Origin of the sequence: Mesorhizobium sp. L-2-11 (genome assembly GCF_016756595.1) — a bacterium.
Lineage (GTDB): Bacteria > Pseudomonadota > Alphaproteobacteria > Rhizobiales > Rhizobiaceae > Mesorhizobium.
On sequence record NZ_AP023257.1, the window covers coordinates 3,495,927 to 3,514,794 of the forward strand.

General features: G+C 63.3%; 16 protein-coding genes. 6 read left to right on the forward strand and 10 right to left on the reverse strand.

Translation table 11 applies throughout. The features are described 5' to 3' along the window. Positions 1–9: 9 nt before the first annotated feature. Positions 10–309 carry a DUF3572 domain-containing protein gene (locus JG739_RS16720; protein ID WP_202362561.1) on the reverse strand — a complete coding sequence of 100 codons (300 nt, stop codon included), beginning with the start codon at positions 307–309 and terminating at the stop codon, positions 10–12. A gap of 249 nt (positions 310–558) precedes the next feature. Between JG739_RS16720 and JG739_RS16725 the strand changes: the two genes are divergently transcribed. Next, on the forward strand, positions 559–915 hold the full coding sequence (locus JG739_RS16725; RefSeq protein ID WP_287247952.1) for a response regulator: 357 nt from the start codon (positions 559–561) through the stop codon (positions 913–915). A gap of 33 nt (positions 916–948) precedes the next feature. Next, positions 949–2,322, forward strand: a complete 1,374-nt coding sequence (locus tag JG739_RS16730) for a PleD family two-component system response regulator (protein ID WP_202362562.1) — start codon at positions 949–951, stop codon at positions 2,320–2,322. A gap of 386 nt (positions 2,323–2,708) precedes the next feature. Here JG739_RS16730 and rpmG read toward each other — a convergent pair whose 3' ends face one another. From rpmG to JG739_RS16770, 8 genes are all read right to left on the reverse strand, one after another. Continuing rightward, positions 2,709–2,876: a 50S ribosomal protein L33 gene (gene rpmG / locus JG739_RS16735; RefSeq protein ID WP_006201775.1), complete on the reverse strand. Its 168-nt coding sequence runs from the start codon at positions 2,874–2,876 to the stop codon at positions 2,709–2,711. Positions 2,877–2,977: 101 nt separating this feature from the next. After that, positions 2,978–3,445 (reverse strand): hypothetical protein, encoded by a 468-nt coding sequence (locus JG739_RS16740; protein WP_202362563.1) that lies wholly within the window; start codon positions 3,443–3,445, stop codon positions 2,978–2,980. Between the two features lie 105 nt (positions 3,446–3,550). Next, positions 3,551–4,726, reverse strand: coding sequence for an MFS transporter (locus JG739_RS16745; protein WP_202362564.1), 1,176 nt, complete (start codon positions 4,724–4,726; stop codon positions 3,551–3,553). Between the two features lie 20 nt (positions 4,727–4,746). Continuing rightward, a complete protein-coding gene (locus JG739_RS16750) occupies positions 4,747–5,481 on the reverse strand; it encodes an NUDIX hydrolase (RefSeq protein ID WP_202362565.1) in 735 nt (244 codons plus the stop codon). 73 nt (positions 5,482–5,554) lie between these two features. Then, the gene (locus JG739_RS16755; RefSeq protein ID WP_202362566.1) at positions 5,555–6,007 is read right to left on the reverse strand and encodes a DUF983 domain-containing protein; all 453 of its coding nucleotides are present in this window, start codon (positions 6,005–6,007) and stop codon (positions 5,555–5,557) included. Continuing rightward, the gene (rnr, locus tag JG739_RS16760) at positions 6,007–8,313 is read right to left on the reverse strand and encodes a ribonuclease R (RefSeq protein ID WP_202362567.1); all 2,307 of its coding nucleotides are present in this window, start codon (positions 8,311–8,313) and stop codon (positions 6,007–6,009) included. Before rnr ends, JG739_RS16755 begins: the two co-directional genes overlap by 1 nt. A 6-nt stretch (positions 8,314–8,319) precedes the next feature. Beyond that, the gene (gene topA, locus JG739_RS16765) at positions 8,320–10,959 is read right to left on the reverse strand and encodes a type I DNA topoisomerase (protein WP_202362568.1); all 2,640 of its coding nucleotides are present in this window, start codon (positions 10,957–10,959) and stop codon (positions 8,320–8,322) included. A 152-nt stretch (positions 10,960–11,111) separates the two neighbouring features. Further along, positions 11,112–11,402: a hypothetical protein gene (locus tag JG739_RS16770; protein ID WP_202362569.1), complete on the reverse strand. Its 291-nt coding sequence runs from the start codon at positions 11,400–11,402 to the stop codon at positions 11,112–11,114. Here JG739_RS16770 and JG739_RS16775 point away from each other — a divergent pair. The 4 genes from JG739_RS16775 (at position 11,389) to JG739_RS16790 (ending at position 16,498) form a co-directional block, all read left to right on the forward strand. Then, complete coding sequence (locus JG739_RS16775) at positions 11,389–12,135, forward strand: cytochrome c biogenesis CcdA family protein (RefSeq protein ID WP_202362570.1); 747 nt, start codon at positions 11,389–11,391, stop codon at positions 12,133–12,135. The two genes, JG739_RS16770 and JG739_RS16775, sit on opposite strands and share 14 nt — an antisense overlap. A gap of 181 nt (positions 12,136–12,316) precedes the next feature. Further along, complete coding sequence (gene glmU, locus JG739_RS16780; protein ID WP_202362571.1) at positions 12,317–13,678, forward strand: bifunctional UDP-N-acetylglucosamine diphosphorylase/glucosamine-1-phosphate N-acetyltransferase GlmU; 1,362 nt, start codon at positions 12,317–12,319, stop codon at positions 13,676–13,678. A 158-nt stretch (positions 13,679–13,836) separates the two neighbouring features. Beyond that, positions 13,837–15,660 carry a glutamine--fructose-6-phosphate transaminase (isomerizing) gene (gene glmS, locus JG739_RS16785; protein WP_202362572.1) on the forward strand — a complete coding sequence of 608 codons (1,824 nt, stop codon included), beginning with the start codon at positions 13,837–13,839 and terminating at the stop codon, positions 15,658–15,660. Positions 15,661–15,739: 79 nt separating this feature from the next. Further along, positions 15,740–16,498, forward strand: a complete 759-nt coding sequence (locus JG739_RS16790) for a DUF502 domain-containing protein (protein ID WP_202362573.1) — start codon at positions 15,740–15,742, stop codon at positions 16,496–16,498. Here JG739_RS16790 and recG read toward each other — a convergent pair. After that, entirely contained in the window at positions 16,450–18,558 is a 2,109-nt protein-coding gene (recG, locus tag JG739_RS16795; protein WP_202362574.1) for an ATP-dependent DNA helicase RecG, read from the reverse strand. The two genes, JG739_RS16790 and recG, sit on opposite strands and share 49 nt — an antisense overlap. Positions 18,559–18,868 lie beyond the last annotated feature (310 nt).

The following is an 18,868-nucleotide window of genomic DNA, read 5'->3' on the forward strand; positions in this document are numbered from 1 at the left end:
GGTCGTCGCTTATATCGAACGCTCATGATCGTCGTCGCCAAGCGGCAGCGCCCGCAGCGCCATGCCGACGGAAGCCGGCGGCGTTCCGGTTTCCGCTGCGAACCGCATGAGCGTCGGCTCGTGGGCGAGGATGAACTGCAGCACGCCGGCCAGAAATCCCGGCTCGCCGGCGGCCTGGCGGATCGAATGTGCCTCGATGCCGGTGATCGCCAGGAAGCGCGGCAGAAGTTCCGGATCGGCGGCGACGAAGCCCAATGCCTTCACGGCAATGGTTTCTGCTTCCTCGCGCATTGACGCTGCGTTTGCCATCGCTACCTTCTTGTGCGTGGAATGAGTCTGTTTTTGGCAGTAATCGCAAGCGTCGCCTGCGGCAAGCCATCTGTCTCTGCAATGCGGAGTTCGCGGTGAAATGCGAAGCTTTTCCGGCAGCCGGTTTCCGTTTCGTCAATTATCTCGCGGTAGAGTGGAGCAGGGTTTGGTGCGTACCGGCGAGGGCGCATGGCGGCATCCTTCGAGCGGAAGGCAGGCCGGGACGGGAATTTGATGCCTAAGAAGGTCATGATCGTCGAGGACAATGAGCTCAACATGAAGCTCTTTCGCGACCTCATCGAAGCGAGCGGTTACGAGACGGTACGCACGCGAAACGGTCTGGAAGCGCTGGATCTGGCGCGACTGCACAAGCCGGACCTCATTTTGATGGACATCCAGCTGCCCGAAGTGTCGGGGTTGGAAGTGACCAAATGGCTGAAGGAGGACGACGACCTCCATGTCATCCCGGTCATTGCCGTCACCGCATTCGCGATGAAGGGCGATGAGGAGCGTATCCGCCAGGGTGGTTGCGAAGCCTATATTTCCAAGCCGATCTCGGTGCCGCGTTTCATCGAAACCATCAAATCCTACCTGGGCGACGCCTGATGCGTCCTTCCAGTCGAGCCGGAGCTTTATGAGATGACCGCACGGATCCTCGTCGTCGACGACATCCCTGCCAATGTCAGGCTGCTCGAGGTCCGGCTGCTTGCCGAATATTTCGAGGTGCTGACCGCCACCAACGGGCTGGATGCGATCGAGACCTGCGAAAACGGCAAGGTCGATGTCGTTCTGCTCGACGTGATGATGCCTGACATGGACGGGTTCGAGGTCTGCCGCCGGCTGAAGAGCGATCCGGCGACGTCGCACATCCCGGTCGTCATGATCACCGCGCTCGACCAGGTTTCGGACCGGGTGCGCGGCCTCGAGGCCGGTGCGGACGATTTTCTGACCAAGCCGGTGAAAGATCTGCAATTGATGACCCGCGTCAAAAGCCTGGTCAGGCTGAAGACCTTGACTGATGAGCTGCGCCTGCGCGCCTCGACCACGCGCAATATCGGCATCGAGGAGCTGTTGAGCCGCAACTTCGCATCCGCGGACACCATGCCGAAGGTTCTGCTGATCGACGAGCGTAAATCCTCCTTTGAGCGCGTCCAGAAAATGCTGCGCGGCAGCGCCGACCTCGACATCGCCACCGATCCGCATGCCGGATTCTTCCAGGCCGCCGAGACGCCCTATGAATGCGTGATGATCTCGACGGGTTTTGCCGATTTCGATCCGCTCAGGCTCTGCTCGCAACTGCGTTCGCTCGACCGCACCCGTTTCGTGCCGATCATCCTTCTGGCGGAGCAGGGTGAGGAGGGGCGCATCGTCCGCGGCCTCGAGCTCGGCATCAACGATTATCTGATGCGGCCGATCGACCAGCAGGAACTGACCGCGCGGCTGCGCACGCAGGTGCGCCGCAAGCGCTACAACGACCAGTTGCGCGCCAGCGTCACCCAGACCATCGAGATGGCGGTGACCGACGCGCTGACGGGATTGCACAATCGCCGTTACCTCGACAGCCATCTGCAGACACTGTTCGACCGTGCCGTGGCGCGGCGGCGGCCGCTGTCGGTGATGATCACCGATCTCGACCGCTTCAAGGCCGTCAACGACGCGCATGGCCATGACGGCGGCGACGAGGTGCTGCGCGAATTCGCGCGACGGCTGCGCAAGAATGTGCGCGGCATCGATCTCGCCTGCCGCTTCGGTGGCGAGGAGTTCGTCGTGGTGATGCCGGACACGGACGGCGCGGTCGCTGAAAAGGTCGCGGAGCGTATTCGCGCCGAGATCGCCCAGATGCCGTTTGCCGTCGGTCAGGACGGCAAGACGATCGAGGTTACCGTCAGCGTCGGCGTGTCGGCGGTGCTGAAGGGTGTCGACTCGGTTTCCGGGCTGATGAAGCGGGCCGACCTCGCGCTCTACGAAGCCAAGAGCGCCGGCCGCAATCGGGTCGTCGCCAAGGCGGCGTAAGGGCTGATTATCCTGTCAATGCGACAGGGTTACGAATTTACCTTAACGCAGGCGATTCGCCGGGCGTGGTTAAGAAATTGTTGATTTTCACAGGCTGTTGCGCAAATGTGCAGGCCAATGACGGGACCGGCGCGAGCGTAGATCGCCGTATCGATCCGAAGAATACCCCATGATTCAGGTCCGCCGCATCTCCTGGGTCCGTGGGGTCGGCCGGCCGGCGCTGGCACACAGTGGCCTCCTCGTACCGCTGCCAAACGCCGGCCGGCCCCCATTCTAAAAATGACATCAAGACTCTGCGCCAAGCATTGGAAATTATGCACTTTTCCAGCGTTAAAAACAAAAACGCCGCCCAGGGGGCGGCGTTTTTGTCTAGAGCAGGAAGCAGATTACTTGATCTTGGTTTCCTTGAACTCGACGTGCTTCTTGGCGACCGGATCGTATTTGCGGAACGACAGCTTGTCGGTTTTGGTGCGGCTGTTCTTGCTGGTCACGTAGAAGAAACCGGTGTCGGCGGTCGACAGGAGCTTGATCTTGATGTTTGCGGCTTTGGCCATTGTTTCAGTCCGTTATGTTCGTGGGTCTTGGCCGCTGGAGCACGGGAAAACACCCGGACGCGGGAAACTTGGCGCGACACATAAACAACGCGCCCGGAAAGTCAACCCTGCGAGAGCGCCTCTTCCTTAACTGTAGCCGCCTTCTTCCAATCTCCCGTGGTGTTCCACCAGCGGTTCGGATTGCAACTGTCGTCCAATCCCTTCGAGCGGCTGGCGAGGATCGGCTGGATGCGGATCACCGGCTCCTGGTAGCTGTGGACCTGGAAGATCGCCTCGACGATGCGGGCGGCCAACGCCTGGTCGTCGGGCAGCTCGAACGACACTTCCACCGTGCCATGCCGTCGGCGCAATTCGGTCTCGGCGCCGGCGGCAGCACCTTCGAGCGCCCGGTAGCGCTCGATGCCGTGCGCCGACTGGTAGGCATTGCTGTCGTATTTGCCCATCGTCAGCGGGGCGATCGCGACCACCGCTTCCATGATGCGGTCGACATCGGAAGCCGGCGCCTGGAAGGTCACAAGCAGCAGCAATTCCATCCGCAGCGATTTCGTTTCAAACCCGGAGTCGATCATGGCGGCATCCTCATATTCGTGGCGTGTTGCTGACAATCTACCCAGGTGCTGCTGACACGGTTATGTCAGCAGCCTTGCGCCACACGAGGCATCGATCGGGACTTTCTACAGGATTTTCCGGATAAGCCTGGCGCCGACCAGCGCGATATAGAAGGCAAAGAACATGCCGAGCGCCCAGCCGAAGCCGGAGGGGCCGAAAAGGTCCATGCCGATGCCGATCGCCTGCGGACCGAGCACCATGCCGACACCGTAGCAGAGCACGAAGGCAGCGTTGGCCGAGGCCAGGTCGTGGCCGGAAAGCTGCGAGCCGAGATGGGCCAGGCCAATCGTGTACATGGCCGCGACGACGCCGCCCCAGACGAACAGAAGCGCCGCCATCAGATGCCAGTTCTGCGCGAAGTGCGGCATGAAGATGGTGCCGGCAAGACCGATGGTTGCACAGGCCAGAAGCAGATAGCGGCGGTCGCTGACGCGGTCGCTGATCATGCCGAGCGGGATCTGCAACAGCACGTTGCCGAGGCCGATCATGGTGAGCAGCAGGGCGGCGTCGGCCTCGGAGTAGCCGATGCGATTGCCGTAAACGGGAAACAGCGCAAAGCCGCCGGTCTCGACCGCGCCGAACACCAGCACCGCAGCGGTCGCCGTCGGCACCAACCAGATGTAGCGCAGGAAGTTGCTGGTTTCGCCGTTGGTGACGATCATCGGGCTCTCGTTGCGGGCCGCCAGAACTGGAATGGCTGCCAGCGTCACCAGCGCCATGATGACGCCGAAGGGCAGGAAGCCGGCGCTGCCGAGCTGGGCGAACAGCCATGGCCCGGCTGCAAAGCCGAGCGACAGTACGGTGGCGTAGATGCCCAGCACGAGACCGCGCCGGTGCGGCGGCGCCGATGTGCTGATCCAGAATTCCGACAGGATGAACAGCACCGTCAGCGCGATGTGGAGCAGGACGCGCAGCGGAAACCACATCCAGAAGTCCGGTGCGAAATGGAAGCCGACAAAGGCCAGCACTCCCGTGGCGATCATAGCGAGCATCGTCCTGGCGACGCCGAACCGCATCGCGAGCGGGGTGGCGAGCGGTGCGCCAGCGATCGAGGCGAGGCCGGCGACAGCGGTGTTGAAGCCGATCATCGACGCCGAATGGCCGCGCGTTTCGAGAATGACGCTGAGCAGCGGCATGCCGAGGCCGATGGCGATGCCGACGACGCTGATCGACGAGATCGCCGCGATCATCGGCAGCCAATGGACGCGTTCCTTGATCTCTTGCTGGGTATCGACCGTCATGGGATGGGAATGCTCTAGCTCTACAGAATTTCGCGAACGAAGCGATTGCGGACAAGCCGGTAGAACGGCACGGAACCACCGGGGCGCAGCAGCGGATCGTCGACGAGCCGCTTTTCCAGCTCCTCCAGGATAGCCCTGGTGATATCGGGCACATCAGCTTCTTTAGCCTTGGCGAGCGGCAGCCAGACCAGTTCCTCCAGCTCGTTGGTGGGACCGCCGTCCGGCAGCTCCACGGCGACGTCTTCGCGCCAGGCGCTGAAGAAGCGCGTGTCGAAGCGTCGCACCCGGTTTGGCGGCGTGATGGCGCGCGCGATGAAGCGCAGCGCCTCCAGCGACGGTCTTACGCCGTGCTCGGCAAAACCCTGCCAATCGCGCCTGGTCGTGGCGAAGGCGCCCTTCTGGCCGATCAGCAGGCCGGCTTCTTCATAGGTTTCGCGAATCGCCGACAGGGCGATGGCGCGAGCGCGGGCCGGGCTGGTGCGGCCAACGCCGGCGGTCAGCCTCGCCTGTTCCTCAGGGTGCAGCGCTGTGGCAACGGGAATTCGGCTGTCGACCGGATCGGTACGGCCACCGGGAAAGACGAATTTCCCCGGCATGAAGGCGTGACGGGCGTGGCGCCTGCCCATCAGCACCAGGAACTCGGCGCCCCTGCGGTCGAGCAGGATCAATGTCGCGGCGTCGCGCGGGCGTATAGGCTTGGCGTTGAGCGCGATCGGCTCAACCTTGTCGACTTCCGCCTTGGTCATAACGTCCATGCGCACGACCTAGCGGAATCTGCTCCGATGCGAAAGTGGCGTCCAGCCATGCCGATTTGCGCCAGCCTCGGTTTCAAGCCTCGGGATGCGGTGCGATCAGATCTTCTTCCCCGCCGAAGCCGTGCATATAGGACGCCCATTGCAGGCCGATGACGGCGCCCTTGACCGGCTGCAGCAAGACGATCGCCATGAGGATGGTCAGCGGCACCCAGATGGCGACGTGCTGCCAGGTGGACAGAGTGGAGGCCGCTTCGAAACCCATGAAGGCGCCGAGCACGATGTGGCCGACGATGGCCACCACCAGGTAGGCCGGCAGGTCGTCGGCGCGGTGGTGATGAAGCTCCTCGCCGCAATGATCGCATTTATCGACGGTCTTGACGAAGGCACGAAAAAGCTTTCCCTCGCCGCAATGCGGGCAGCGGCCAAGCGCGCCACGCTTCATCGCTGTCCACAGCGGGCGGGCGATCCGGCCCGAGTGCTGTTGGCCGCCGAAAACCTGTTCGTTCTTTTTCAGATCGCTTGGCATTACCGTCTCCTGCCGCGCGAGCCTGGACGCGATTGCGACGCACGGGCGCGGCCCTTGGCCTTGTGAAACGACCGTTTGGAGCCGGGCAGCGGCTTTGGGTCGGTCAGCATCTCGAAACGCATCGCGCCGGCCATAGGCGCCACCTCGATCAGGCGAACCTCGACGCGGTCGGCAAGCTGATAGCCCTTGCCGGTGCGTTCTCCGAAAAGCGATCGGGCAGTTTCGTCGTATATATAGTAATCGCCGCCCAGACTTGAGACCGGAATGAAACCATCTGCGCCATACTGCGGCAATTGGACAAATAGTCCCGATTTGGTGACGCCCGAAATGCGTGCATCGAAGCGATCGTCGACACGCTCTGCCAGATAGGCGGCGATCAGCCGGTCGACCGTGTCGCGCTCGGCGGCCATGGCGCGGCGCTCGGTGGCTGAGATCAGAGCAGAAACTTCTTCCAGCCGCTCCGCTTCATCCTGCGTCAGTCCGCCTGCACCGAAGCCGAGCGCGGCAATCAGCCCGCGATGCACGATCAGGTCGGCGTATCTGCGGATCGGCGAGGTGAAGTGCGCATAGCGTTTCAGATTGAGGCCGAAATGGCCGATATTGCTGGGCGAATATTCAGCCTGCATCTGCGTGCGCAGCACCACCTCGTTGACCAGCCCTTCATGGTCGGCGCCGCGGACGCGATCCAGAATGCCGTTGAACTGGTTCGGCCGCATCTGGGCGCCGCGCGCCAGCGACAGGCCAAGCGTCTGCAGGAATTCTCGCAGCGATTCCTGCTTGGCGAGCGAAGGTGCGTCATGGATGCGGTAGACCAGCGCCTGTCGTTTCGCCTCCAGCGTCTCGGCCGCCGCGACATTGGCCTGGATCATGAATTCTTCGATCAGCTTGTGCGCGTCGAGCCGCTCCGGCACGACGACGCGGTCGACGGTGCCGTCCTCCTTGAGCAGGATTTTCCGCTCCGGCAGTTCGAGCTCGAGCGGCTGGCGCGTCTCACGACCGCGCTTCACCACGGCATAGGCGTCCCACAGCGGCTTCATCACCGTGTCGAGGATCGGGCCGGTCTTGTCGTCCGGCGCGCCGTCGATCGCGGCCTGCGCCTGGCGATAGGCGAGCTTCGCCGCCGATTTCATCATGATGCGGTGGAACGAATGCCTGAGCTTGCGGCCATCGGCCGAAAAGGTCATGCGGACCGCCAACGCCGGGCGGTCCTGGCCTTCGCGCAGCGAACAAAGATCGTTGGAGATGCGCTCGGGCAGCATCGGCACCACACGATCCGGAAAATAGACCGAGTTGCCACGCTTCAGCGCCTCGCGGTCGAGCGCAGTGCCATAGCGCACATAAGCGGCGACATCGGCAATCGCCACGGTAACGACCACGCCGCCGGGGTTTTTCTCGTCCGGATCTGCTGTCGCGAACACGGCGTCGTCATGGTCCTTGGCGTCGGCCGGATCGATGGTGACCAGCGGCAGCTCGCGCCAGTCTTCGCGGCCAGCTAATGCCGCAGGCTTGACCGCCTCCGCCTCGGCGATGACGTCTGCCGGGAAAATATGCGGTATGTCGTGCGCGTGGATGGCGATCATCGAGACCGCCTTTTCGCTGGTCAGCGAACCCAGCACCGCCAGCACCTTGGCCCTGGGCAGCCCGTAGCGGGAGGCCCGCGCCGGCTCGACCTCGACCAGATCGCCGTTCCTGGCGCCGTTCTGGAATTCCTTGTCGACGACCAGCTCCGGCTGGCGTCTTTCGACAGGCTCGATGCGGAAGGTACCGTCCTGCAGCACGCGAAAAACGCCGAGAACGGCCTCGCTGCGCTTCTCAAAGATCTTCATCACCCGCCCGGTATAGGCAGGGCCGGTCGGATCATCGGTTGGAAAGGTCTTGGCCAGCACGCGGTCGCCAATGCCCGGTGTCGGGCCGCCGGCGCCGCGCGACACGCGGATCGCTATGACAGGCGGCTCGCCGTTGCCCACAGCTTCGGTCGGGTGCGCCAAGAGCATGCCGTCGGCGTCGCGGCCAAAGATGTCGAGCACGGCGACATGGGCGAGGGCGCCGACGCGGGCGAGCCGCTTGCGCTCCTTGGTCAGCAGCCCCTCATCCTGCAGGTCGCGCAAAACGTCCTTCAGCCAGATACGGTCCTCGCCGCGCAGCGCAAACGCCTTGGCGATGTCGCGTTTGCCTGAGCGATCCGGATTTTCGGCGATGTAGCGCAGGATCTCGTCGCGGGACGGCCGGTAATCATCCTTGACCTTGGCCCTGGTGTCGGCGGTGCGCAGATCGCCATGACTTCTTCCGGATACCCTGCGCGCCACGATGCACTATCCCTTTTTGTTGGCCACTTTCTTCGCCGCCGTTTTCTGGGCCGCCGGCTTTTTGGCCGCAGGCTTTTTGGCAGCTGCGGCCGCTTTGCGGAAGGGCTTTCTGCCGCCATTGCCGCCCTTGGCTTCCTTGTCGGCAATCAGCGCCACCGCATCCTCGATCGTCACCGACTGCGGGTCCTTGCCCTTCGGCAGCGTCGCATTGACCTTGCCGAAATTGACATAGGGCCCGTATTTGCCGTCGCGCACGACGATCTTGCCGCCGCCCGCCGGATGCTCGCCAAGTTCCTTCAAGGCGGCGGCCGTGCCGCCATTGCGCCCGCCCGGGCCTTTCAACTGCTTCTCGGCGATCATCGATACGGCGCGGTTGAGACCGATCGAGAACACGTCCTCGATGTTGTCGAGATTGGCATAGGTGCCGTCGTGCAGCACGAACGGACCGTAACGCCCCAGCCCGGCCGAGATCATCTTGCCGGATTCCGGATGCTTGCCGACGTCGCGCGGCAGCGACAGCAGGGCGAGGGCCTTTTCGTGGTCGATCGAATCGGCGGTCCAGCCCTTGGGCAGGCTGGAGCGCTTGGCTTCCTTGCCGTCGCCGCGCTGGACATAGGGGCCGAAACGACCGCTGCGCAGCGTGATTTCCTCCGCCGTGTAGGGATCTTTGCCCAGCACCTTGGTGCCGTCCTCGCCATTGCCGTTTTCGGCATTGGGGTTGGCGGCGTCGCCGAGCTGGCGGGTGAAGGAGCATTCGGGATAGTTCGAGCAGCCGACAAAGGCGCCGAATTTGCCGAGCTTCAGCGACAGGTTGCCGGTGCCGCATTTCGGGCAGATGCGGGGGTTCGAACCGTCTTCTCGCGCCGGAAACACCAGCGGCGCCAGTTCCTCGTTGAGGGCGTCGAGCACGTCGGTGACGCGCAATTCCTTGATGTCGGCGACGGCGCCGGAAAAATCCTTCCAGAAATCGCGCAGCACATCCTTCCAGGCGAGCTTGCCGTCGGAAATCTCGTCGAGTTTTTCCTCGAGCGAGGCGGTGAAATCATATTCGACATAGCGCTCGAAGAAGCTTTCGAGGAAGGCCGACAACAACCGGCCTTTGGCCTGCGGCAACAGCTTGCGCTTGTCTAGGGTGACGTAGTCGCGGTCCTCCAGCGTCTTCAGGATCGCCGTGTAAGTCGACGGCCGGCCGATGCCGAGCTCTTCCAGCTTCTTGATCAGCGAGGCTTCGGAATAGCGCGGCGGCGGTTCGGTGGTGTGGTGGGTGGCGTTGATCGCCTCGCGCTCGAGTTGTTCACCGGCACGGATCTCAGGCAGACGGCGGTCTTCCTCGTCTTCCGCATCCTCCTCCTTCTGCTCGGTGTAGGCGGCAATGAAGCCATCGAAACGAACGACCGAACCGACGGCGCGAAGCTCCGCGCTGCGGGCGCCGTTGACCGCCTCGATCTCGACCGTGGTACGCTCGATCTCGGCTGGCTGCATTTGGCTGGCGATGGCGCGTTTCCACACAATCTCGTAAAGCCGCGCCTGGTCGGCATCGAGATATTGCCTGACCGAAGCCGGCGTGCGCATGAAGTCGGTCGGGCGGATCGCTTCGTGCGCTTCCTGGGCGTTCTTGGCCTTGGTGGTGTAGTTGCGCGGCTTTTCGGGCAGGTATTTTGGGCCGAACTCTTTGGCGATCGCTTCGCGCGCGGCTGATATCGCCTCGGGCGCCATCTGCACCCCGTCAGTTCGCATATAGGTGATCAGGCCGGTGGTCTCGCCGCCGATGTCCATGCCTTCATAGAGCCGCTGTGCCACCTGCATTGTGCGGGTGGCCGAAAAGCCAAGGCGCGAGGAGGCGGCCTGCTGCAGCGTCGAGGTGGTGAAGGGCGGACCTGGATTGCGCCTGGTCGGCTTGGCTTCGACCGACAGCGCCTTGAAGGTCGCGCCTTCCAGCATCGCCTTGATGTCGTCGGCCTGCGCCTTGTTGGAAATGTCGAGCTTTTGCAGTTTCTTGCGATCGAAGGCGGTCAGCCGCGCCTCGAAATTTTCCTTGCGTGGCGTGCCGAGAATGGCAGCGATCTGCCAGTATTCCTCGCGGATGAAGCGCTCTATCTCCAATTCGCGATCGCAGACGAGGCGCAGCGCCACCGACTGGACCCGGCCGGCGGAGCGGGCGCCGGGCAGCTTGCGCCACAGCACGGGCGACAGCGTGAAGCCGACGAGATAGTCGAGCGCGCGGCGGGCGAGATAGGCGTCGACCAGCGGCGCATCGATCTGGCGCGGATTGGCCATCGCTTCCAGCACTGACGATTTGGTGATGGCGTTGAAGACGACGCGGCTGACCGGCTTGTCCTTCAGCGCGCGCTTCTGCTTCAGCACTTCCAGAACGTGCCAGGAAATGGCTTCGCCCTCACGGTCCGGATCGGTGGCGAGGATCAGGCCGTCGGCGTCCTTGACCGCCTTGGCAATGTCGGCGAGACGTTTGCTCGAGGCGGTGTCGACAGCCCAGGACATGGCAAAATCCTCGTCCGGACGCACCGAGCCATCCTTGGCAGGCAGATCGCGGACGTGGCCGAACGAGGCCAGGACCTTGTAGTTCTTTCCGAGGTACTTGTTGATTGTCTTCGCTTTGGCCGGCGATTCGACGACGACGACGTCCATGAGGTCTCATATCAGCTGTGGTGCGGCAGAAGAATTCCGCTGCGCGCGACGAAATCTCGTATAATTGTCGCTCACATGGCCGCGCTTTTGCATCCGGTCAAGGGGAAGCGGCCAAAATGCAGTCCTGCATTGGGCGCGCAACCCAGGGTGCGTCACGTGATATCCGCAATCCTGGATACGCAGAGCGGCTGCCCTAATCGTTGGACAAACCGGCAATGAATCCGGGAGAACGGGACAAATACTTCCGCCGATATAAGAGAAACATCGATCACGCGCCAGCCCTGGTGTGGAGAGGCGGCCGGCATGATGCGACCTTGATGGGCGAGACAGGCGTGGCAGGCGGCCGTGTGCGACTTGCCACGCATTGGTGATTGGCGGATCGGCGCGGTCGCCGCTATATGGCAGCGCAAACCATCAGGAGTTTCGGGAATGGCATTGGACATCGGCTATGTCAGCGCGGTCGGGGCGGGGGCGATCTCGTTCCTGTCGCCTTGCGTGCTGCCGCTGGTGCCGCCCTATCTCTGCTATATGGCCGGCGTGTCGGTCGATGATTTCCGCGGCAATGCCGGCGTCACCGCCAAGGCCGACGCACGCAGCCCGCTGCTCTATGCCTCAATCGCCTTCGTTCTCGGCTTCTCGACAGTCTTCGTGGCGCTGGGCGCCGGCGCCTCGACCATCGGCCGGCTGCTGCGCGTCTGGCAGGAACCGCTGGCGATGGCCGCCGGCGTGCTTATCATCCTGATGGGGCTGAATTTTCTCGGCATAGTGCGCATCCCGCTGCTGTCGCGCGAGGCGCGCTTCCAGTCGCAGGGCAAGCCGGCCAGTATCGTTGCCGCATACGTCATGGGACTGGCGTTCGCCTTCGGCTGGACACCCTGCATCGGACCGGTGCTGGGACCGATCCTGACGCTGGCCGGCGGCCGCGAGACGGTGGGCGAGGGCGCGGCACTGCTTGCCGCCTATTCGCTCGGCCTCGGCATCCCGTTCCTGATCGCGGCGCTGTTTTCCGGCGCCTTCATGCGCTTTCTGGCAAAATTCCGCGTCCATCTCGGCCGTGTCGAAAAGACGATGGGCGCACTGCTGGTCGTCGCCGGCGTGTTCTTCCTGACCGGCGGCGTGCAGGCCGCTTCCTACTGGCTGCTGGAGAACTTTCCGGTGTTGGGCCAGTTGGGTTAGCGTGCTGGCTGTTCAGAAGCCGAAGCACAGTACAGGATCGAACTGTGAACCCGCTGATTAAGAGTCAGCTGCTCCAGTCTCACCGGAATTTAACCGCATTGGTGCAGCATGGCGCCAATGGTAGTGAGATTCCGGACTAGACATGCCTTGATTCCCAACCCTTTTCATATGGTCGCATTCCATGAGCCAGAGAACCTGCCTGTCCGTCATCCTCGCCGCCGGCGAGGGCACGCGCATGAAAAGCGCCGTGCCAAAAGTGCTGCACCCGATCGCCGGCCTGCCGATGGTCGCCCATGTCGTCAAGGCTGCGGAAGCCGCAGGCAGCGGCGATCTGGCGCTGGTGATCGGCCATGGCGCGGACGAGATGCGCAAGGCGACGCAAAAATTCGCGCCGAAGGCGGCAACCTTCGTCCAGGACAAGCGGCTCGGCACGGCGCATGCCGTACTGGCGGCTCGCGGTGCAATCTCAAAGGGTTACGACGACATCCTGGTGATGTTCGGCGATACGCCGCTGATCGACCCGGAGGTGCTGACCGCTGCGCGCCTGAAACTGGCTGAAGGCGCTGCCGTCGTTGTGGTCGGCTTCCGCACCTCAAATCCGTCCGGCTATGGCCGGCTGATCGAAAAGGGCGGCAAGCTCATCGCCATCCGCGAGGAAAAGGACTGCACCGACGAGGAGAAGAAAATCACCTTCTGCAATGGCGGTCTGATGGCGGTCGCCGGCAAGCACGCGCTGCAGCTGCTCGACCAGGTCGGCAACGACAACGCCAAGGCCGAGTATTACCTCACCGACATCGTCGAGATCGCCGGCGGGCAGGGTTTTGACGTCGTTGCGGCAGAGGCCGGATTCGAGAATGTGCTCGGCATCAACAACCGCGCCGAACTGGCTGCGGCGGAAGGCATCTGGCAGACGCACCGGCGGCGCGAAGCCATGCTCTCCGGCGTCACGTTGATCGCGCCCGAAAGCGTGTTCTTTTCGCACGATACCGAGATCGGCGCCGACACGATCGTCGAGCCCAATGTCTGGTTCGGGCCGGGCGTGACAATCGCCACCGGCGCCAGGATCCATGCTTTTAGCCACATTGAAGGCGCCACGATCGCTTCGAATTGCGATGTTGGTCCATTTGCGCGGCTGCGGCCGGGCGCCGATCTCAAGCAAAAAGCCAAGGTCGGCAATTTCTGCGAGGTCAAGCAGGCTGTTATCGAGGAGGGGGCCAAGGTCAATCACCTGACCTATATCGGCGATGCCCGCGTCGGCGCCGGCGCCAATATCGGCGCTGGAACCATCACCTGCAACTATGATGGCTATTCGAAGTTCTTCACCGACATCGGCGAGGGCGCCTTCGTCGGCTCGAATTCGTCTCTGGTGGCGCCTGTCACAATCGGCAGGGGCGGCTACGTCGCTTCGGGCAGTGTGATCACCGAAAACGTGCCCGACGACGCGCTGGCCTTCGGCCGTGCCCGCCAGAGGACGCTGCCTGGGAAGGGCAAGGAATTGCGCGAGCGTTTTGCGTCGGCGGCAGTGGCCCGGAAAAAAGCCTAGCCGGGTTGCGGTAACCGGATTGCAAGCGCGCTCGGTCATGGTGCATCTGTGCAGAACCGTTCCGGCTGATACGGAACGAAACGCAATGTGATTTTCGCGGCAGCCCGGCCAACCCTAAATGGCGCCGGGTTTTCATGCCGGAATCGGGGGCAACGTCTATGTGCGGTATCGTCGGAATTGTCAGTCACTCGCCGGTCGCGCCACTGATCGTCGATGCGCTGAAAAGGCTCGAATATCGCGGCTATGATTCGGCTGGCGTCGCCACCGTCGAGCACGGCCAGCTGGCGCGTCGCCGCGCCGAGGGCAAGCTGATCAATCTCGAACGCCGGCTGAAGGACGAACCGCTCGACGGAATGATCGGCATCGGCCACACGCGCTGGGCGACGCACGGCGTGCCCAACGAAACCAATGCGCATCCGCATTTTTCCGACGGCGTCGCCATCGTCCATAACGGCATCATCGAGAATTTCGCCGAATTGCGCGACGAACTAATGCGCGACGGCTACACATTTTCATCGCAGACCGACACCGAGGTCGTCGCACACCTGGTCGGGCGCGAACTGGCCAGGGGTCTGCAGCCGGTCGAGGCCGCGCACCAGGCGCTGAAGCGGCTGGAAGGCGCCTTTGCGCTGGCCATCATGTTCAGGGGGGACGAGGATCTCATCGTCGGCGCGCGCAACGGCCCGCCGCTGGCCGTCGGCCATGGCGACGGCGAGATGTTTTTGGGCTCCGACGCCATCGCGCTTGCCCCCTTCACCAATTCGATCACCTATCTGGAGGACGGCGACTGGGCGGTGGTGCGCCGCAACGACGTCGCCATCTTCGACATGGACGGCAACAAGGTCGAGCGCAAGCGCCAGCAGTCGCTCAGCACCAGCTTCATGGTCGACAAGGGCAACCGGCGCCATTTCATGGAGAAGGAAATCCATGAACAGCCCGAGGTGATCTCGCACACGCTGGCGCATTATGTGGATTTCGTTGGCGGCGTCTCGAAGCCGCTCGACCTGCCGTTCGATTTCGCCAAAATCGACCGGCTGGCGATTTCGGCCTGCGGCACTGCCTATCTGGCCGGCCTGATCAGCAAATACTGGTTCGAGCGCTATGCGCGGCTGCCGGTCGACATCGATGTCGCCTCGGAATTCCGCTACCGTGAAATGCCGCTGTCGAAGACAGACGCCGCCTTCTTCATCTCGCAATCGGGCGAGACCGCCGACACGCTGGCCTCGCTGCGCTATTGCCGCAAGGCGGGCATGAAGATCGGCGCGGTCGTCAATGTCCGCGAATCGACGATGGCACGCGAATCCGATGTCATCCTGCCGACGCTGGCCGGGCCGGAGATCGGCGTTGCCTCGACCAAGGCCTTCACCTGTCAATTGTCGGTGCTGGCCTCGCTTGCCGTGCGGGCCGGCGTGGCGCGCGGAACCATTTCGCCGGAACAGGAAACGACGCTGGTCCGCCAACTGTCGGAAGCGCCGCGCTATGCCAACCAGGTCCTGAAACTCGACGGCCAGATCGAAAAGGTCGCGCGCGACCTCTCGCACTACAAGAACGTGCTTTATCTTGGCCGCGACACCAATTTCCCGCTGGCCATGGAAGGTGCGCTGAAGCTCAAGGAAATCTCCTATATCCATGCCGAGGGCTATGCTGCCGGGGAGCTGAAGCACGGGCCGATCGCGCTGATCGACGAGAACATGCCCGTGATCGTCATTGCCCCGCATGACCGCATTTTTGAAAAAACCGTGTCGAACATGCAGGAAGTGGCGGCGCGCGGCGGCAAGATCATCCTGATCACCGACAGCAAGGGTGCCGCCCACGCTACGGTGAAGACGATGGAGACGATCGTGCTGCCGGACGTGCCGGAAATCATCTCGCCGATCATCTACGCGCTGCCGATCCAGATGCTGGCCTATTTCACCGCGGTGTTCATGGGCACCGACGTCGACCAGCCGCGCAACCTGGCGAAATCAGTGACTGTGGAATAGGCGTGGTTTAAAAAATTCGCAGTTCCAAAGCCGAATGCGGTTCATTAATGTCGCGCCGCAATCAGCGCTGCGGTGAACCATGTCCGATGCTTCCAAGACCTCAGGCATGACCCGGCTGCGGAATTACTTCCTGACAGGCTTTGTCGTCTGCGCGCCGCTGGCGATCACCGCCTACATCGCCTGGTCGTTCATCGGCTGGGTCGATTCCTGGGTGAAACCCTATATCCCGGCGCGCTACAACCCCGATAGCTATCTGCCGGCGCCGGTTCCGGGATTTGGCCTGATCGTCGCCTTGATCCTGATCACCCTGATCGGTTTCCTGACCGCCAATATCGTCGGTCGGGCCATCGTCTTGTTCGGTGAGCGGCTGCTCGGCCGCATGCCGCTGGTGCGCGGCATCTATGGGTCGCTGAAGCAGATTTTTGAGACCGTTCTGTCGAACAAGGGCGACATGTTCCGCCAGGTCGGGCTGGTCGAATACCCGCGCAAGGGCGTCTGGTCGCTGGTCTTTGTCGCCAGCGAGAAGGAGACAGAGATCAACCAGAAGCTCGATCCGGAAGGCGATCCGCTGATCGCGGTGTTCATGCCGTGCACGCCAAACCCGACCACGGGCTTTCTGATGTATGTGCCGAAATCCGACATCGTGCTGCTCGACATGACTATCGAGGAAGGCGCCAAGCTGATCGTTTCGGCCGGGCTGGTGGCGCCGGCGGTCAAGACGAAAATGGTGACGTTGAACGGCAAGCCGATCGGCGGCCAGGTCGGCAATCCGCCGGTGGATGCCGAGTCTCAGCCGGCGCGCAAGAGCCGCACCGCCTCGTCGCGTCCGAACAAATAAAGCAGCATGCGAAGGGCCTCGCCGCGTTCGGATTGCAATTCCGGATCGCGCGACAGGATCAGCCGTGCGTCGTCGCGAGCGGCTTCGAGCAGGTCGGCATGCGCCTCGATGCGCGCCACCTGGAAGCCAGGTGTGCCGGACTGGCGGGTGCCAAGCAACTCGCCCTCGCCACGCAGATTCAGATCCTCCTCGGCGATGCGAAAGCCGTCCTCGGTCTCGCGCATTACCGAGAGCCGGCGCGATGCCGTCTCGCCGAGCGGATTTTTATAGAGCAGCACGCAGGACGACGGTTTTTCGCCGCGCCCGACCCGGCCGCGCAACTGGTGCAACTGAGCGAGGCCGAAGCGCTCGGCATGCTCGATGACCATGATCGTCGCATCCGGCACATCGACGCCGACCTCGATGACCGTGGTGGCGATCAGGATGCGTGTCTCGCCGGCCTTGAAGGCGCGCATCGCCTCGTCTTTTTCGGCGCCCTTCATGCGCCCGTGCACCAGGCCGACCCGGTCGCCGAACAGCGGCTTCAAGGAGGCAAACCGGTCCTCCGCCGACATCAGCTTGATCTCTTCGGACTCCTCGACCAGCGGACAGATCCAGTAGATCTTTTGGCCGTCGGCGACGGCGTCGCGCATGCGGCCGACCAGTTCGTCGAGCCGCTCGAGCGGCAGGGTGACGGTGCGGATCGGCTGGCGACCGGCCGGTTTTTCGGTCAGCTTCGATACATCCATGTCGCCGAAAGCGGTCAGCACCAGTGTGCGCGGGATCGGCGTCGCCGTCATCACCAGCATGTCGGGCGCGTCGCCCTTGGCGGTGATGGCGAGCCGCTGGTGGACGCCAAAGCGGTGCTGCTCGTCGATGACGGCGAGGACCAGGTCGTGGAACGTCACCGTTTGCTGGAACAGCGCGTGGGTGCCGACGACGATGTCGATCTCGCCGCTGGCCAGACCGGCCAGCGTGTCAATGCGCTCGCGGCCCTTTTCGCGGCCGGTGAGGATGGCGATGCGCAGCCCGGCTTGTTCCGCCAACGGTGCAATCGTCGCAAGGTGCTGGCGCGCCAGGATTTCGGTTGGCGCCATCAATGCCGCCTGGCCGCCGGCCTCGACAGCGCGCGCCATGGCGAGCAGCGCGACAACCGTCTTGCCGGAGCCGACATCCCCCTGCAGCAGGCGCAGCATGCGTTCGGGGTCACCGAGATCAGCATTGATTTCGGCAAGCGCCATTTCCTGCGAATTGGTCAGCGAATAGGGAAGGGCGGCGCGCAGCTTTTCGACGAAGCGGCCGTCACCGACCAGCGGCCGGCCGGACAGGCGGCGGACTTTTGCCCGCACCAGCGCCAGCGACACCTGGCCTGCCAGAAACTCGTCATAGGCGAGACGCCGCCAGGCCGCGCCATCGACGGACACGTCGATCGGGTCGGCTGGGTTGTGGATGCGGACGAGCGCATCGCCGAAGGCGGGAAAGCTGAGGCGGCGCAGAAACTCACCCTCCTGCCATTCCGGCAGCACCGGCAAGCGAGCGAGTGCCTGGCCGATTGCCCGGCGCAGCACTTTTCCCGAGAGCCCGGCGGTGAGCGGATAGACCGGCTCGACCAGCGGCAGGTTTTCCGCTTCACTGGCCAACGCGATGTGGTCGGGATGAACCATGGTCGGGCGGCCGTTGAACCATTCCATGCGGCCGGAGACCACGACATGCTCGCCCTCGGGCATCGCCTTTTCGAGATAGGCAGCGTGCGCATGGAAGAAGGTCAGCGCGATCTCGCCGGTGTCGTCATGGGCGTAAACCCGATACGGCACTGATCTGTTGCCGCGCGGCGGCGGCTGGTGGCGATCGATGCGCACTTCGAGCGTGACGATCGCGCCTTCGGCCGAACCGGCGATGCCCGGCCGGTTGCGGCGGTCGATTACCGAATGCGGCAGCACGAACAGAAGGTCGCCGGCGCGCGCCGCGCGATCACCGAGATCGGCCGGCACGATTTTCTCGATCAGTGCGCCAACCTTCGGCCCGACGCCGGCAAGCGAGGTGATCGGGACAAACAGCGGATCGAGGAGGGAAGGTCTCATGGGTGAGAGACCACGCGATGTCGGCGCTCACCCCCCTCTGGTCTGCCGGCCATCTCCCCCTCAAGGGGGGAGATCGGCAGCTTTACCGACAGCGTTCCTTCTACAGCCTTGGAGATTTGCGAAAGCAGAAACAACATCCGATCTCCCCCCTTGAGGGGGAGATGGCCGGCAGGCCAGAGGGGGGTGCCTGCGCCGATGTTGTCAGGAGTGTATCTCACACCGGGATGTTAGACACCCACCGGACCGTTGCAAGGCTGACACCGCGCTCTATCCACGCTATATGCGCCGCTTCAGGCTAGGATGCTCGACA